Raw genomic sequence first — 18185 nt, 5'->3', positions numbered from 1 at the left:
ATATGAATAGAGTATATGTTTTTATGGTGCTGCTTCTCTTAAGCGTATCTGCTTTAGCTCAGGTTAGCCCTTTGCCAAATACCAGTCGCGATAGTAATGTGGTAAAGCAACTTTTTTTTGCTGGCCTTCGCGAAAAAATGACGGAGAATTATGTCCTTGCCTCCACAAATTTTTCAAAAATCATATCCCTTGATCCCGATAACCACGCTGCTCTTTTTGAATTGGCAAATGCAAATTTAAGACAAGATAAATTGCAGGAAGCTGAACAAGCGGTAAAACAAGCCATAAAGTTAAATGCCACTAACCCATGGTATTGGCGATTGCTGGGTGAAGTATATAAACGAACCAATAAAATGTCTGAATTGGTGGATGTTTTTACTCAGCTTATTCGGTTGCAACCCGAAAATGATTCCTATTATTTTGATAAGGCAAATGCCCAGTTTTTATCAGGACAAGTAGAGGCTTCGAAAAAAACTTATGATGAAATTGAAGTCAAATTTGGCACTTCGAGTGATTTAACAAGGGCCAAACAACGTTTTTTGCAAAAAGGTGGTGCCACTGATAGCGACATTATAAAACTTTTGGAGGGCAACCAAGCTGATGTAAAAAACTATTTGTATGCAGCGGGCTTATTACTTCAAAAAGGTAATGATGCGGAGGCGCTGAATGTGTTAATTAAAGCCCAAAAGTTAGAGCCGAACAACTTTGAGGTGAATTTAGCCTTGGCGGACATATATCGCAAGCAAAAAAACGACGATGCTGCTTTTGCGAGCCTTAAGCTTGCTTTTGAAAGTGCCGAAATGCCACTTGATGAAAAAGTTAAAATTATTGCAGGATTGTTTCCAAAATTGGATCAGCCCGCGGTACGTCAAAATGTTACCGAATTAAGTAAAATTGTCGCCAGTAAAAACCCTGCGTCTGCAAAGGCATTGGCGCTTTATGGAGATGTTTTATACCAACAAAATAAATTGGCCGATGCTTTGGTTCAATATCAGCTGGCCTTAAAACAAAGTGAGCAGGTTTATGTGGTTTGGGAACAGGTAATTAACATTCAAACTTTATTGGGCCATTATGATGATGCACTTAAGGTAGGGGATGAAGCACTTACCATTTATCCGAACCAGGCAGGGCTTTATTATTACATGGCCTACGCCGAATTTAAAACCGGGAAATTTGAAGCAGCTCAAACCAACTTAAAAAATGCCTTGCAGTTGGATGTAGAAAACAAGAGTTTACAAGCACAGGTTTATGCTTTGCAGGGAGATATTTTCATCAACCAAAATAATTTTGCAGCTGCAAAAACAGCCTTTGAAAAAGCCATAAGTATAGAGCCAGATAATTACCTGATTATGAATAACTATGCTTTCTATTTGGCCTTGAAAAATGATGATTTGGTTAAGGCAGCAAAATATGCAGAAACGGCTGCTAATGCCATGCCCAACAATTCATCAGTAGCAGATACCTATGCTTTTATTTTATTTAAGCAACAAAAGTATGATTTGGCAAAGATTTGGATAGAGAAAGCTTTGCAAAACAATAGCAGCAAGAGCGGTGTTTACTTGGAGCGTTATGGCGATATTCTTTACATGAAGGGTGATAAAGAGGAGGCCTTAATACAATGGCAAAAAGCAAAGCAAGCTGGAAACGGCTCAGAATTATTAAATAAAAAGATAAATGAAAAAAAATATTTTAAATAGCCTTTTAGTTTTAGTTGCAGTATCTTATTTATCTGCCTGTAAACCCAAAAAAGAAATCGTAGTTGCTCCACCAACCAAAACAGATGTTAAAACGGACAATTCTAAAGCCGAAGCACTTACGCTACTAAATGGCAAACAACTCAAATTTAATACGCTTTCTTTAAAAGCTAAAGCTACTCTTGATATTTCTGGCGATGCTAATGATGTGGCGATGAACATCAAGATGAAAGACAAAGAAACCATTTGGGTAAGTATAACTGCGCTGGGTGGTTTAGCCGAGGTAGCAAGAGCGCTAATTACTCCAGATAGCATTAAAATAATGAATAAGCTTAAAAGCGAATACATAAAAAAACCCTTCAGCTATATTTATACGTTCACCAACAAACAAGTAAATTTTAACACTTTACAAGCCATTTTAACAGGTAATGCGGTGGATGATTTCTTGAATGAAAAATCGACCTTGAAACAAGAAAATGGTGTTTGGGTGGTTTCTGGCAATCGTGAAACTTTAGATTACAAATTCTTATTTAATACACTTTATAAAGTATCTGAAACCAATTTAAACGACTCCAAAGCGGGGCAAGCCTTAAAAGTAACTTATACCGATTATCAAAAACTAAACGAATTTTTATTTCCAGGTGCCTTGCAGATTAATACCCTCTCTGGTGCTAAAAAAATCAATATCAATTTGCAGTTTGTAAAAATGGATGGCAATGTTCCTGTTGATTTTCCGTTTACAGTTCCTAAAAGATATACAGTAATTAAGTAACAATAGTATAGGTTGTTGCTGGCAAAATATGTTCATTGGTTTGCTGATGTGGTAATTTCGATAGTGCTTAGCTGCTTTTACTTACCTTATTTCCTGCATTTGGTTTGTTAGCCATTAATGATACCACAATTTGTGCCACCTAAACCCGACCCTAATGGAAAACCCGTAGCCGAGGAACGAGGCGAGGATTTGGAATGAAGGGCGGGACAGAACCTTAGCCAACTGCTACTGAAACTCATTTACCTAAAATAAAATGCGGTGAATTTTTCTTAAATATTGTGATACGAAGGATGAAGATTGAGTGAAGATGATTCTGGTAGAAGCATTTACGCCTTCTGTATCTTCTTTTTAATATTTTTTACTGTAAAATTTTTATACTTTTGGCTTGATGAAGGTACACAAACTCCTATTTATTCTCTTTTTCAGTTGTTTTGCATTTATGGCTTCAGCGCAAACTGAAAGTCAGCTAAGAAAGAAAAAGGAAGCTATTGAGCGGGAAATTGAGCAGCTCCAAAGAAATTTAAATAAGACGGCTAGCGGTAAAAAGCTAACGTTACAGCAAATTAATGCCATTAATGCGCAAATTAGACTGCGCCAGGATAAAATCGGAACCATCAATTCCGAAATTAAAAATCTAGATAATCAAATCTCTCAGAACACAAACACCGTACATACGTTGCAAGGTCAACTGGGCGATCTTAAAAAGGAATATGCGGGTATGATTCGATTTGCGCAACGCAACAGAAACTCATACGATAAAATGATGTTTATTTTTGCGGCAAAAGATTTTAACCAAGCCTACAAAAGAATTAAATATTTACAGCAATTTAGTCAGTACCGTAAAAAACAGGCGGGTTATATTGAAAATACCCAGCAAGATTTAAATGGAAAAATTAAGGTTTTGGATAAAACCCTGAAGGAAAAAAGTACTTTGTTGAGGGAGCAGGAAGAAGAGCGAGCACGTTTAGGCAAGGATAAGAGCCAGCAATCGGTTGCTTTAAGTAAGCTGACTAAACAGGAGCGACAATTTAAGCAGGATATTTCTTCTAAGAAAAGAGAACAACAGCAAATTGACCGAGCAATTAGAGCTGCCATTCAACGTGCAATTGAAGAAGCCAGAAGAAAAGCCGCAGAAGAGGCGCGTTTAGCGGCTGCAAAAGCTGCTGCTGAAGCCAGAGCGGCTGAGGCCAAAGCCAAAGCAGAAAATAAACCGGTACCAAAAACCAATACTGCTCCGGCAACTAAAGAAAAAACTACCAGTGAGCTGTTAACCGCTACACCGGAAACGGCAAGATTATCTGCTGGTTTTGAAAACAACAGAGGGAGGTTGCCTTGGCCGGTTGCCACGGGCAGCATAACGGAAAGATATGGGCTGCACAAGGTAGATTTGGCAAGTTATACCAATGATGGTGTAGATATTACCACGAATGATGGCGCAACAGTTAGAGCCGTTTTTGCCGGTAAAGTTGTTATGGTTCAGAATATTATGGGGCGTACTGCTGTTGTAATTAGCCATGGAGAATACTTTACCGTTTATCAAAATTTAAGGGGCGTAAGTGTTAGTGTTGGAAATTCAGTAGATACCAAACAAGCCATAGGATCGGTGGCCAATACTGGTGATGATGCGATTCTGAAATTCCAGATTAGACGAGGCCAATCTACGTTAAACCCTGAGGCTTGGATTAGTAAATAAAAGAACACAGTTTTAAATGTTTATATTTGTATAAAATAGATTAGTGATGTATCAAGGCACGTTATTAGAATTTTTAAACATGGGTGGATCAGAGATCGTACTCATTTTAGTGGTTGTCCTTTTGTTGTTTGGAGGTAAAAAATTACCAGAATTGGCAAGGGGCTTAGGCAAAGGAATTAGAGAGTTTAAAGACGCTTCTGACGGCGTTAAGCGTGAAATTCATAGAAATATAAACTCGATGGATTTAGACAAGGAAGAAGAAGTAGTTGCCACGAATAGTGAGACTCATCAAACCGCCGCAACCCCTTCGGTTGATGACAAAGTTGAACCCACAGTGAATACCCCACATCCCTCAGTTAGCACTTCCATTGATGAAAAAACAGTAACTGATAGTCAAAAAGTTTAATCAAAATAGTTATGTTAAATACAACAATAGCAGCAATGCTTGGAACACCAGAAATAATTATTATTGCCGTAGTGGTACTTTTATTATTTGGTGGCAAAAAAATTCCTGAACTTATGCGTGGTTTAGGTAAAGGTGTTAAAGAATTTAAAGATGGTAAAGACGGTGTTGATGGAGAACAAGTAGATCCTTCCAACCGCGATAAAACCGTTTAATTGCAATAAATTTTAGTTTTGAAGAAATACAGCTCTCTAAAAGAGGTACAAACGCTCATTTCGCAAAAGCAATTAACTCTACCCGATTTATTAGCTTATTATTTTAAGCAAATTGAAGCTAACAAACACCTCAATGCATTCAACGAGGTGTTTTTTTATTCGGCAGAAGTTCAGGCGAAAGCGGTACAGCAAAAAATAGAAAACGGTACAGCAGGGAAACTTGCAGGCATGGTGATTGGTATTAAAGATAACATCTGTTATCAAGATCATGTGGTTACGGCTTCATCGAAAATGCTCGATGGTTTCGTATCCCCTTATTCATCCACAGTTGTTAAACGTTTGTTACAGGAAGATGCCGTGATTATCGGCCGCTTAAATTGTGATGAGTTTGCCATGGGTGGCTCAAATGAGACATCGTATTTCGGGTCGGTTAAAAACGCCGCCAATTCAGAACTTGTTCCCGGAGGTTCATCAGGGGGTTCGGCAGTTGCCGTTCAAGCTGATATGTGTTTGTCGGCATTGGGAACTGACACAGGAGGTTCGGTTAGGCAGCCCGCTGCATTTTGTGGACAGATTGGGCTAAAACCCACTTATGGACGAATTTCCAGATACGGTGTAATTGCTTACGCTTCATCATTCGATCAAGTAGGGCCCATCACGTCATCTGTAGAAGATGCCGCTTTGCTTTTACAAGTTTTAGCTGGTGCAGACGACAATGACTCTACAGTTGCGCCCATAGATGTACCTGATTATCCAGCCCAACTTCTTAAAAATAAAAAACAAAAAATTGCGGTTTTAAAAGAAACGATCGAGAGCGATGCGCTTGATCCAGAAATTAAGGCGGCCATTTTAAAATCGATAGAAAAGTTAAAAGCAGAGGGGCATACGGTTGAGTATGTGTCTTTCGACCTTTTAGAATACCTCGTTCCTGCTTATTACATCTTAACTACTGCAGAGGCCTCTTCAAACTTATCTCGGTATGATGGTGTGCATTACGGTTATAGAAATACAGATGCAAAATCGTTAACGGAGTTATACAAGAAATCTCGTGCGGAAGGTTTTGGGGAAGAGGTAAAACGAAGAATCTTATTGGGAACCTTTGTTTTAAGTGCTGGATATTATGATGCCTACTATCAAAAAGCACAACAAGTAAGAAGATTGATTCGAGAAAAATTGGATGCCTTATTTCAGGATTACGATTTGATTTTATCGCCAGTGGCACCAACACCTGCGTTTAAAATTGGCGATAATATGCAAGATCCTTTAGTGATGTACATGGCAGATATTTTTACGGTTCTGCCATCATTAAGTGGTAATCCGGCCATCGCATTACCCTTGGGCAATAATAGCGAGGGTTTGCCGTTAAGTATTCAGTTTACAGCCAAACATTTTGAGGAAGATAGGCTTCTGGCCTTCTCTCAGGCATTTTTAAAATAGGCATTAGCTCGGTTGAGCGGTGTTCGTATTTTCGTTAGCCTCGATTCTTTTATAAGGAATTGAATATCAGATTTTTATTATCACATCTGTGGGTAGCGAAATAAAACCAAATAGCCCATGATTAAAAAATTACTTTTTACATCCCTTTGTGCTTTAATCGGACTTGCATCTTCCACAAATGCGCAAAAAATCGTTAAACCCGATAGCATTTCAAAAGCTCAGAACAATATATTCATCAATACAGATACTGTTGCTGTTCCTTTAATTTATGAAAACCCCTTGTTAATGGGGCAAAATTACATTTATAAGCTTCGGTTAGATTCGATTGTGAAGACGATACCTTTGCCTTATAACGAATATGTTCAACAGTATATCGACATTTATGCCAAGCGTAAAGATATGTTTGGTAAAATGATTGGCCTGTCCAATTATTACTTCCCAATTTTTGATAAAGCCTTAAAGGATTATAATCTTCCAACAGAAATTAAATATTTAACGATTGTCGAATCGCAAATGAATCCACATGCCATTTCTAGAGTAGGTGCAACGGGCATTTGGCAATTTATGTTTGGTACAGGGAAGGCCTATGGCTTAAAGATGGATAATTTTGTTGATGAACGTAAAGACCCCATCCAAGCCAGTTATGCAGCCGCGGCTTATTTTAGAGATGCTTTTGAAGAATTAGGCGATTGGTTGTTGGCCATTGCGGCTTACAATTGTGGTAAGGGAAATGTAACCCGTGCGATGGACAAGGCTGGATCAAGAGATTTTTGGGAAATTAGGCAGTTTTTACCCAAAGAAACCCGAAACTATGTGCCCGCCTTTATTGCTGCGGTGTATGTGATGAATTATTCGGGAAAGCATCAAATTACGGCACAAGCTTGTAACCTTTTTTTGAAAACGGATACCGTTCAGGTGAATAAATTTGTCTCGTTATCTACCTTGGCTAAAGCATTAAATGTAGAAGAAACTACCCTGCTGGCATTAAATCCATCTTATAAAAAGAAAATTGTAAACGGCACAGATGAACTCCCGAAAAGGATTGTGATGCCCAAGCTTAAGAATTTTGATTACGCAGGTGTGTACGATGCACTAAATAACTCGGCAGCAGATACAGATATGAGAATTATTCAGGCAAGCACGGATGATGTTCGCGAGTTACGGAAGAAAAAGTCGTTGGTTGCGCCCAACTCAAATCCTAATGTAGTTTATCATAAGGTTGCTTCCGGACAAACGCTTAATACTGTTGCCGATAAGTATGGCGTAGAGGTTCAAGATTTAAAGGTTTGGAACGGCTTAAAGGCGAAAACAATTGTACCTGGTCAAACCCTTAAGGTGTATGCCAAAAACCAAAATAAGCTCAAAGCACCTGCTTCTTTTTTAAGCTACAAAGTTAAACTTGGAGATACACTTTCGGAAATTGCCGAAAAATTTGATGGTGCAACCGTTCAGCGGATTAAGAGAGACAACAGATTGGCTAAAGCGGGTTTGCAACCTGGAATGGTGTTGAAAATAAGTAAGGGCTAGTAAAAAAGGATTGTTCTAAATGGGCCTTTTTAAAATTTTAAATAACGGGAGTTCGGGAAAACAAAAAATTATCTGTTTAGAAGCTAAAAGAACCCTGAATTTATTCCAACATCTTAATCATGCTCATTTCCTTTCGTCCTTCTTCTTTAGGGCGTAAACCGAACACAGCTTAAAAAAGCACTAATTTTTGTTATCGTCTTAAAACCAATATATGCTTTTGCCTGTATTGGTTTTTTGGGTTTCATTGTCTGTTTATTCTTAAATGAACAGCATATTTATTTCTTGCCTAATAAAAGAATTGTACCTTTGCGCGGTCACTAATAAGTTACGTAATGAGTAAAACCAATAAAAAGCAAGATGCACTTGATTACCACGCTCAAGGTCGTCCGGGAAAGATACAAGTAGTACCTACAAAACCTACTAATTCTCAAAGAGATTTAACTTTAGCGTACTCTCCTGGTGTTGCAGAACCATGCTTAAAAATTGCAGAAAATAAAGAAGACGTTTATAAATATACCGCAAAAGGCAATTTAGTTGCCGTAATTAGTAATGGTACAGCCGTTTTAGGCTTAGGCGATATTGGCCCAGAAGCAGGTAAACCTGTTATGGAAGGTAAAGGCTTGCTATTCAAGATATTCGCTGATATCGATGTGTTCGATTTGGAATTAGACACGAAAAATGTAGATGACTTCGTAAAGATTGTTAAGGCTTTAGAACCCACTTTTGGTGGTGTGAACTTAGAAGACATCAAAGCGCCAGAATGTTTCGAAATCGAGCGTCGCTTGAAAGAGGAAATGAATATTCCAGTAATGCATGATGACCAGCACGGTACAGCGATTATATCGGCTGCTGCCTTGTTAAATGCTTGCGAAATATTCAAAAAGAAAATGGACAAGATTAAAATTGTGGTAAATGGCGCTGGCGCCGCTGCAATTTCTTGTACCAAGCTTTATGTTTCTTTGGGTGCTAAGAAAGAAAACATCGTCATGTGCGATCGTTCTGGAGTGATCCGTAAAGATCGTGCGGTGCTGGATGAAATTAAGGCAGAATTTGCTACTGATCGAAAAATAAACACTCTTGAAGAGGCAATGAAAGACTCTGATGTTTTTATTGGTCTTTCCTCAGCAGATTGTGTTACAGCTCCGATGCTGAGCTCGATGGCTAAAAATCCTATTGTTTTTGCCATGGCTAACCCAAATCCTGAAATTGCATATGATTTAGCGATCAAAACCCGCAAGGATATCATTATGGCTACAGGCCGTTCTGATTATCCAAATCAGGTGAACAACGTGTTAGGTTTCCCATATATTTTTCGTGGTGCTTTAGATGTTCGTGCAACCAGCATCAACGAAGCGATGAAAATTGCTGCGGTAAAAGCCATCGCCGAGCTGGCAAAAAAATCAGTTCCAGAAGCTGTAAACTTGGCCTACAATGCCCGGAACCTTAAATTCGGTAAAGAATACATCATTCCAAAACCAGTTGATTTTAGGTTGATTACAGAAGTATCTATCGCGGTAGCAAAAGCAGCCATAGAAAGCGGTGTGGCCCGTAAAATCATTACCGATTGGGATGCTTACTCAGAAGAATTGAGGAAACGTTTAGGTTTGGATGATGTAATTATGCGTGCCATTACCACCAAAGCAAAATCAGATCCTAAACGCGTTGTATTTGCAGAGGCCGATAATTACAAAATTTTGAAAGCGGCTCAAATTGTTAAAGATGAGGGGATTGCAATTCCAATTTTGCTGGGAAACAAAGAAAAGATACAAACCATTATAGATGAACATGCTTTGGAACTGGAAGGCGTATTGATTATCGACCAGATGCAAGAGCCAGAAAAGACCAAAAAATATGCGGATGCATTGTTCAAAAAACGTCAACGAAAAGGCGTTTCTGCTAGCGATGCAACCAAATTATTAAGGGATCGGAATTACTTTGGCGCATCAATGGTTGAGTTTGGAGAAGCCGATGCCATGATTTCTGGTTTAACTAAAAACTATGGTTCTACCATAAAACCAGCCTTGCATGTAATTGGTGTGGAGCCGGGTGTTAAGCGTGTTGCCGGCATGTACATGATGATGACCAAAAAGGGGCCTGTATTCTTTGGCGACACTACAGTTAACGTCGATCCAACAGCAGAAGAATTGGTAGATATTACGCTATTGCTCGATAAATCCGTTAAGCAATTTAACATCAAACCGCGTATTGCGCTGTTGTCTTATTCCAACTTTGGTTCTAACGATGGTGTTACGCCAGAAAAAGTGAGAGAAACTGCCAGGTTGCTTCACAAAAACCATCCAGAAGTTATTGTGGACGGCGAAATGCAAGGGAACTTTGCCATTAACAATGAATTGTTAGAAGATAATTTTCCGTTTAGCACATTGGCAGATGCACCGGCAAATACTTTAATTTTCCCTAACTTGGAATCGGGTAATATTGCTTATAAATTGTTACAAGAATTGGGTGGGGCAGAAGCAGTTGGTCCGATTTTGTTAGGATTGAATAAGCCTGTTCATATTGTTCAATTAGGAAGTTCGGTAAGAGAGATCATAAATATGGTTACTATTGCAGTTGTAGATGTGCAGGCTAAAGAAGAGATTGCCGCATCGAAACGCAAAGGTCTATTTAGTAAAGCAATTAAAAAATAAAATAAGATGTACGCCTATATTGATGGTAAATTAGCTTTTAAAAGCCCGGCTTATGTTGTGGTTGAAGCCGGAGGTATAGGCTATCATATTAACATCTCTTTAAATACCTATAGCAATCTGGGCGATACCGAGAGGTGTAAGCTATACACTTGGTTGCATGTAAAAGAAGATGCGCATACATTATACGGCTTCGCCGATGAGGGCGAACGCCGTTTATTCTTACATCTCATTTCTGTATCGGGCATTGGCCCAAATACCGGAAGAATGATTTTATCTTCTATCACTCCGATAGAAATTCAGGCTGCAATTGTTCATGCAGATTTGCCTTTAATCCAACGCATTAAAGGCTTAGGGGCTAAAACCGCACAACGTTTGGTTTTAGAATTACAAGACAAATTAAAAAAAGAGGGGGTAGATTCATTAATTTCTATGCCTCTACACAATACCGTTAAAGATGAAGCGTTATCAGCTTTGGTAATGCTCGGTTTTGCCAAACAAACTGCCGAAAAAACCATCGATCAAATATTAAAAGTAACTGAAGGAACACTTTCGGTTGAGCAACTAATTAAACAAGCTTTGAAAAATTTATAAACCAAACGCCTTTGAAGAGAATATATACCCTATTATTTCTCATCCCACTTTTTATTTTATTTGCCTCTCAAACTACCCTCTCTCAGGTCATAGCTGGCAAAGCAGACACAACTGCGTCAAAAAATAACTTTAGCCTACGCGAAAAACAATTGCTTGGGATAAGCCCCTCTACGAATCCATTTTACCCCTTGCCGAGCAATATCAAGCGAATTGTAGAGTACGATGCCAAAAACAAAAGGTACGTTGTTAAAGAACTCATTGGCGATAAATACGTTACGCAAACGCAGTATTTAACAGTTGATGAATATTCTCGTTTGGTGAACAGTGAAGTAAAGCGGGGAAATTGGCGCAGTATTTCAAACGCCGAAGTAAGCGATTTCAGAAGCACGGGCATTATTCCGCCAATTCAGGTAAATAGTAAGGCTTTTGAAAAATTATTTGGTGGACAAACAATAGATATTCAGCCGCGTGGTGAAGCTGAATTAACTTTTCTAGGGCGGATCAATAAAAACGAAAACCCACTCTTTAACGAAAGACAAAGGGTGCAAACTAACTTCGATTTTAACCAAAGAATTCAGATGGATTTGGTGGGTAACATCGGTACCAAGTTAAAAATCAAAAGCAATTATAACACTGAGGCGCAGTTCGATTTTGAAAATCAGATTAAACTAGATTATACGGGCGGGCCGGATGATATCATCAAAAAAATCGAAGCCGGTAATGTAAGCTTGCCTTTAAACACTTCATTAATTTCTGGAACACAGGCCTTATTTGGGATCAAAACCCAACTTCAATTTGGGAAGTTAAACGTAACCAGTGTTTACACGCAGCAGAAATCGCAATCCCGAGAAATTAAGATTACCAACGGTGCACAACAAAATGTATTTAGTGTAAGTGCCGATAATTATGAGGCCAATAAACACTTCTTCTTGGCGCAATATTTTAGAAACAACTACAATAAAAACCTCGCCAATGCGCCGATCATTACGTCGCCCATTCAGATTACAAAAATAGAAGTTTGGATTACCAATAAATCGGGCAATACCAACGATTCAAGGGATGTTTTGGGACTGATCGATTTGGGCGAGAATGTGCCATTTAATACCGCTCAAGTAGCTGGTGGTACATCGGCATTGCCAGCCGGTACAACCGCAACTGGCTTCGCACAGCAATCCAACAATTTGTTACAGGTGTTGCCAGCAAATTCTAGATTAACAAACTCTAATGATGTCATCAACTTTTTTCAGGCCAATAGAGGTACAGATAACTTTGCTAAGTTAATCTATGCACGAAAACTGACCGATAGGGAGTTTACCTTTCAACCGCAATTGGGTTATCTTTCATTAAACAACCCATTAAATTCTGATGAGGTGCTGGCTGTGGCTTACCGTTACACCTACAATGGAGTAGAATATCAAGTGGGTGAATTTTCAACAGATGTTCCTTTCGATCCAAATAGTCCGAAAGTTTTATATACCAAACTTTTAAAGAACGAAACCACTAAAATTAACCTTCCAACTTGGGATTTGATGATGAAAAACATCTATTCAATTGGTGGTTACCAAATTAGCAGCCAAAATTTTAAGCTAGATATTTATAGGATTGATAACGAAAGTGGTGTAGAAAAACCCATTATGACGGAAGGCCAAAATACGGCCAATAAGCAATGGATTGCCTTAACAGAGTTCGATAGGTTAAATCAGCAGAATGAAAGAAAGCCTGATGGGGTGTTCGACTTCGTTGCTGCAAACAATGCCTTCGGATCTTATTTTTCATCCAATACAGCGGCCAACAATAGCCCTTTTAGTTCCAGTCTTTCCAGTTCTGGTCTTTCATCGTTGGTAAATAATACAAATAACGGTTACATTACGATCGATCCTGCAAATGGTAGAATCATTTTTCCCATTATTGAACCATTCGGAAAGGATTTAGCAAACAGGTTTCTACCTAGCGAACAGGCCTTAATTGATAAATATACCTTTACTGCGCTCTACGATTCTACGCAAACCATTGCGAAGCAATTGTTCCAAAATCAAAACCGATATATACTTAAGGGTCATTATCAATCAGAGGTTTCATCCGAATTTAGCTTAAATGCCATTAATGTTCCAGAAGGATCGGTAAAAGTTTTTGCGGGTACGATGCCACTAACCGAGGGTGTAGATTTTACAGTTGACTATCAGGGCGGTCGGGTAAGTATCATCAATCAGGCACTATTAACCTCGGGTCAGCCGATTAGAATTACCACAGAAAATAATGAGCTTTTTGGTTTACAACAGCGTTCTTTATTTGGAACCCGATTGGATTATCGTGTAAATAATAAATTGAATTTGGGCGGTACCATTATGAACCTGACGGAGAAACCGCTAACGCAAAAAGTAAACATTGGCGAAGAACCGATTTCGAATACCATTTGGGGTGCCGATTTGAACTACAGCTCACCATCAAGGTTTTTAACCAAATTGGTTGATAAGCTGCCCTTAATTTCGACCAAAGCACCTTCAAGTGTTACCTTTTACGGAGAATTTGCACAATTAATTCCGGGCCACCCAAGCGCACTAAACTTTGCTGGCAGTAAAAATGGAGTAAGTTATTTAGATGATTTTGAAGCATCAAGATCAGTTATCGATTTAAAAAGCGCTATCGCATGGCAGCTTTCGGGTACACCGCAAATGTTCCCAGAATATGCCCTAAGCAATGATTTAGCTTATGGATACAATAGGGCTAGAGTGGCGTTTTATAACATCGACCCAACTTTTTATAATTCTGCTGCTTCTACAACACCATCCAATATTCGTAACAACGCCACCGAACTTTCCAATCATTATGTGAGGGAAGTAATTGAGCAAGAAGTATTTCCTTTTAAGGAAACGGCAACCGGGCAAGCCTTAAACATTACAACTTTTGATGTTGCCTATTACCCAACCTTGCGTGGGCCATACAATTTTAGTACCACTGGTTTTGCCAGCGACGGTCGGTTGCTAAATCCAAGAACCAGATGGGGAGGTTTTCAACGCAAAATCGAAACTAATGATTTTGAGGCACTAAACGTTGGATTTATTGAGCTTTGGGTGTTGGATCCATTTATCTATAAACCAAATTCCGTAGGGGGAGATGTATATTTCAATTTGGGTAACATTTCAGAGGATATACTTAAAGATGGACGTAAATCTTTAGAAAATGGCCTACCAGCAGGAAATGATCCAACTAAATACGATGAAACAGCTTGGGGGCGGGTGCCGAAACTACAACCCGTTGTGCAAGCATTTGATAATAATCCAGATAGCCGTAAAGCGCAGGATGTGGGTTTGGATGGTTTGTCTGACGCGAATGAACGTGCTAAATTTAATGCTGCCCTCACTCAAATTAGAGCACAGTTAAATGAAACGGCTGCGGCCGAAATAGATAACGATCCAGCATCTGATAACTATAGTTATTTTAGAGGCCCCGCACTAGATCAAATTAATGCTGGAATATTAAAGCGCTACGAAAAATATAACGGACCAGAAGGCAATTCAAAAACTTCACAACAATCGCAAGAAGAACTCGGATTAGAAAATTCTGCTTCAACTTCTTTACCAGACGGAGAAGATATCAATCGGGACAACAACATGACGCAAAGCGATGAATACTTTCAATATAAAGTTTCTATGCGCCCTGCAGATTTAGTGGTGGGTCAGAATTTCATTACCGATAAAGTTACCTCGCAGGTTAAACTTGCCAATGGAAATACACAAGCGGTTTCGTGGTACCAGTTTCGAATTCCAATCAATCAATATCAAGCAAAGGTAGGTAACATTCAAGATTTCAAATCCATCCGTTTCTTCAGGATGTTTATGACAAATTTTGCCGATACCACCGTAATGCGATTTGCTAAAATGCAGTTGATTCGTGGCGAATGGCGAGAATACAATGCCAAAAACACTGGAGATCAAGCAATCATTGATCCGGCATTGCCTGCATTAACGCCAGATAATTCGACCATCGAAGTTTCTACAGTAAACATTGAAGAAAATGGAAAGCGTTCTCCTATTCCTTACGTAACACCGCCAGGAATTTTACGTGAAAGAGATTACAGCAATTATAGAGGCGACACCCGTTTAAATGAACAATCTTTATCGGTAGCCGTAAAAAATCTTCGGGATGGTTATGGTAGGGCTGCCTTCAAAACTGCATACAGCGATTTCCGTTCTTATAAACACTTGGAAATGTTTATTCATGCAGAAGCCATAAACAACATTATTGTAAGCGATAACGAAACCGCAGCCTTTTTAAGAATCGGAACCGATAATCAGGATAATTATTACGAATACGTACAGCCCTTAAAAATTACTCCGCCAGGAACAAGCGATCCAGATGCAATTTGGCCAGAAGCCAACCGAATGGATGTTGATTTAACACTCTTTCAAAATGCAAAAGTAGCCCGTAATTCGGCAAAGCAAGCCAACGGACAGCCTTGGCCAATTAATGTTCCTTACACCTATTTTGATGGTACCAGAACTATTGTGGTAAAGGGACAGCCCGATATGAGTAAAGTTAGGGTTTACATGGTTGGGGTGAAAAATCCTTTACGTAACCCCGCAAATCCGGAAGGTGATGACGGTTTAGATAAAAGCGTGTTGGTTTGGTTTAACGAATTGAGGTTAACTGAGTTTGACGAACGAGGAGGATGGGCAGCAACCGCAAGATTGAATTTGAAATTGGCTGATTTTGCTGATGTAAACATTTCTGGAAGTAAATCAACCATCGGTTTTGGATCTATCGATTCGAGAGTGAGTGAAAGAAATAGGGCCGATAATGTTCTGTTAGATGTTTCTTCGGCAGTAGAATTGGGTAAATTTCTACCTCAAAAATCTGGCGTAAAGATTCCGATGTTTGTAAGTTATTCAAAGCAAGTTTCTACTCCTCAGTATAATCCGCGTACACCTGATATTGAATTAAAAAATACTTTAGATCAATCTACAAAGGCACAAAAAGATTCAATTTTGAACTTCGCTCAAGATTACACCGTACGCAGAGGGATTAACTTTACCAACGTGCGTAAAGAAAGAACCAATAATTCGAAGCCCGTTCATCTTTGGGATGTAGAAAACTTTGCGGTAAGCTATGCCTATACCCAATATAACCATAGAGATTTCATTAATCAAAGTAGCTTGCAAAATACCTATCGGGCTTCTTTACAATATAGTTATTCGAAAGAAGCTAAACAGTATGCTCCATTTGAGAAAATCATAAAATCGAATACGCTCGCTTTGTTGAAGGATTTCAATTTTAGTATTTTTCCAAGCGCCATTAATTTTAGAATAGATGTAGATCGTTTGTACTCGGAAAATACATTGAGAAATAACGATCCCCTTAATTCGATTCCAATTTACCAAAATGGCTTTGGAACAACCTTTAATAAAAACTTTAGGATGAGCAGGGTTTATGGCATTGCGTGGAATTTAACCCGTTCCCTTCAACTCGATTTTAATGCTACAAATTACTCTATTATTGATGAACCAGATGGTAGGATTGAAGGCTTAAAACGCGATACCGTTTGGCAGAACCTTAAACGTTTGGGAAGAACAACAGATTATAACCACAATTTGAATGTTACCTACAATTTGCCTATTGATAAAATTCCAGGGTTGAATTGGGTTAGCATTAAAACCCGTTACGGAACTGTTTTTAATTGGCAAACAGAGCCGCTATCTACACTTTTAGATCCAAATATCAATTTAGGCAACACGGTTCAAAACAGCCGAACCATTCAACTGAACCCCACCTTAAACTTAACAACCCTGTACAATAAATTTGGCTTTGTAAGAAATGCGGGTAATGCCGAAGATGGAAATAAAACGAAGAACTTCTTCATCAATTTATTAACGAGTGTAAAAAATATCAATGCAGCCTATACCCAAACCAAAGGGATTTTCCTGCCGGGCTATTTACCTAAGACCAATTATTTCGGTATTGAAAACGTAACAGGTGCACCTGGTCTTGGTTTTGTTTTCGGAAGTCAGAGAGACATCCGCGATATGGCTTTTGGGAACGGTTGGTTAACGACTGATACCTTACAAAACCAACTTTATGTAAACACATTAAGGGAGGATTTAAGTTTAACCGGACAAGTTGAGCCTTTTAAAGATTTACGAATTACGCTACGTGCAAATAAAGCTCAAACCAGAAACTTCTCAACCAATTTTAGGTATGTAGCAAGTGCATCGTCTTTCGAAAATCTGAGCGCCATCACAACAGGAGATTATAGCGTTTCATTCATTGCTTTAGGAACGGCTTTTAAAGAAAATAATTCAACTTTAACCTCAGCCTTGTTTCAACAATTTCAAGATAACAGGGCCATTATTTCTAGAAGGTTAGGGCAACAAAATCCAAATTCAACTGGCGCAACTGGTGGTTATGCAGATGGTTATGGAAAAGAAAGTCAAGATGTAATTATTTCTGCGTTTTTAGCGGCCTACAAAGGCAAAGATGCAAGCAAAATAAAGCTGAATGCCTTTCCAAAAATTCCATTACCTAACTGGAGTTTAACCTATAGTGGTTTAACTAGAATTCCTTTCATCGCCGATAAACTTTCGTCTGTGGATATCCGACATGGCTACCGCTCTGCATATAATGTTAACGGTTACAACTCTTTATTGCGATATACCGAGACCAATGGCTTTTCGAGCAATAGAGATGTAAGCAACAACTTCTTGCCACAATTCCAATTTGCACAGGTAACCATTTCCGAGTACTTCTCGCCTTTGGTGGGGATAGATACCCGTTTCAAAAACAACTTAACGGCATCCTTTGAATTAAACAAATCGAGGTTGTTGGGCTTGAGTTTGGCCAATAGCCAGCTGGCACAGTTATCAGAAAACAACATGGTATTAGGCTTGGGTTACCGAACAACGAAATTCCGTTTTCCATTTGGTTGGTTTAAAGGCTTAAAAATGGATAACAACATGGATTTTAAACTCGATGTTGCCATTCGGGATAATAAAACTGTGATTTATCGCGCTGATGTTAAAGATGCAGAGGTTTCATCGGGTGCCAAGAACATTACGCTGAGGCCAAGCGTTGATTACGTGTTGAACCAGAAATTTAACATCAAGTTGTTTTACGATTCGAACATTACCAAACCCTACACTTCGCAAACGTTTAACACCTCGTTTAGCAATTTCGGGTTTAGCTTAAGGTTTACACTAAATTAGGTATGATTT

At 38.9% G+C, this 18185-nt stretch carries 10 protein-coding genes; all 10 read left to right on the top strand.

Features of this window, described 5'->3' with window-relative positions:
* The first annotated feature begins 2 nt into the window (after window positions 1-2).
* Window positions 3-1697: a tetratricopeptide repeat protein gene (locus tag DHW03_RS14855; RefSeq protein WP_165825427.1), complete on the top strand. Its 1695-nt coding sequence runs from the start codon at window positions 3-5 to the stop codon at window positions 1695-1697.
* Window positions 1675-2466 (top strand): DUF4292 domain-containing protein, encoded by a 792-nt coding sequence (locus DHW03_RS14850; protein ID WP_109926597.1) that lies wholly within the window; start codon window positions 1675-1677, stop codon window positions 2464-2466. The genes DHW03_RS14855 and DHW03_RS14850 overlap by 23 nt, the downstream gene beginning before the upstream one ends.
* A gap of 388 nt (window positions 2467-2854) precedes the next feature.
* Window positions 2855-4159 carry a murein hydrolase activator EnvC family protein gene (locus DHW03_RS14845; RefSeq protein WP_109926596.1) on the top strand — a complete coding sequence of 435 codons (1305 nt, stop codon included), beginning with the start codon at window positions 2855-2857 and terminating at the stop codon, window positions 4157-4159.
* Window positions 4160-4238: 79 nt separating this feature from the next.
* The gene (locus DHW03_RS14840; protein WP_240618549.1) at window positions 4239-4565 is read left to right on the top strand and encodes a Sec-independent protein translocase subunit TatA/TatB; all 327 of its coding nucleotides are present in this window, start codon (window positions 4239-4241) and stop codon (window positions 4563-4565) included.
* Window positions 4566-4576: 11 nt separating this feature from the next.
* Window positions 4577-4777 (top strand): Sec-independent protein translocase subunit TatA/TatB, encoded by a 201-nt coding sequence (locus tag DHW03_RS14835; protein ID WP_029287719.1) that lies wholly within the window; start codon window positions 4577-4579, stop codon window positions 4775-4777.
* Between the two features lie 18 nt (window positions 4778-4795).
* On the top strand, window positions 4796-6214 hold the full coding sequence (gene gatA, locus DHW03_RS14830; protein ID WP_109926594.1) for an Asp-tRNA(Asn)/Glu-tRNA(Gln) amidotransferase subunit GatA: 1419 nt from the start codon (window positions 4796-4798) through the stop codon (window positions 6212-6214).
* Window positions 6215-6331: 117 nt separating this feature from the next.
* The gene (locus DHW03_RS14825; RefSeq protein WP_109926593.1) at window positions 6332-7741 is read left to right on the top strand and encodes a lytic transglycosylase domain-containing protein; all 1410 of its coding nucleotides are present in this window, start codon (window positions 6332-6334) and stop codon (window positions 7739-7741) included.
* A 332-nt stretch (window positions 7742-8073) separates the two neighbouring features.
* Entirely contained in the window at window positions 8074-10389 is a 2316-nt protein-coding gene (locus tag DHW03_RS14820; RefSeq protein WP_109926592.1) for an NADP-dependent malic enzyme, read from the top strand.
* Window positions 10390-10395: 6 nt separating this feature from the next.
* Window positions 10396-10980, top strand: coding sequence for a Holliday junction branch migration protein RuvA (gene ruvA, locus DHW03_RS14815; RefSeq protein WP_109926591.1), 585 nt, complete (start codon window positions 10396-10398; stop codon window positions 10978-10980).
* Between the two features lie 11 nt (window positions 10981-10991).
* Window positions 10992-18176, top strand: coding sequence for a T9SS outer membrane translocon Sov/SprA (gene sov, locus DHW03_RS14810; RefSeq protein ID WP_109926590.1), 7185 nt, complete (start codon window positions 10992-10994; stop codon window positions 18174-18176).
* Window positions 18177-18185: the final 9 nt, after the last annotated feature.

The organism is Pedobacter yonginensis (assembly GCF_003173595.1).
GTDB lineage: Bacteria > Bacteroidota > Bacteroidia > Sphingobacteriales > Sphingobacteriaceae > Pedobacter > Pedobacter yonginense.
This window is presented reverse-complemented; position numbering and strand designations above follow the sequence as displayed.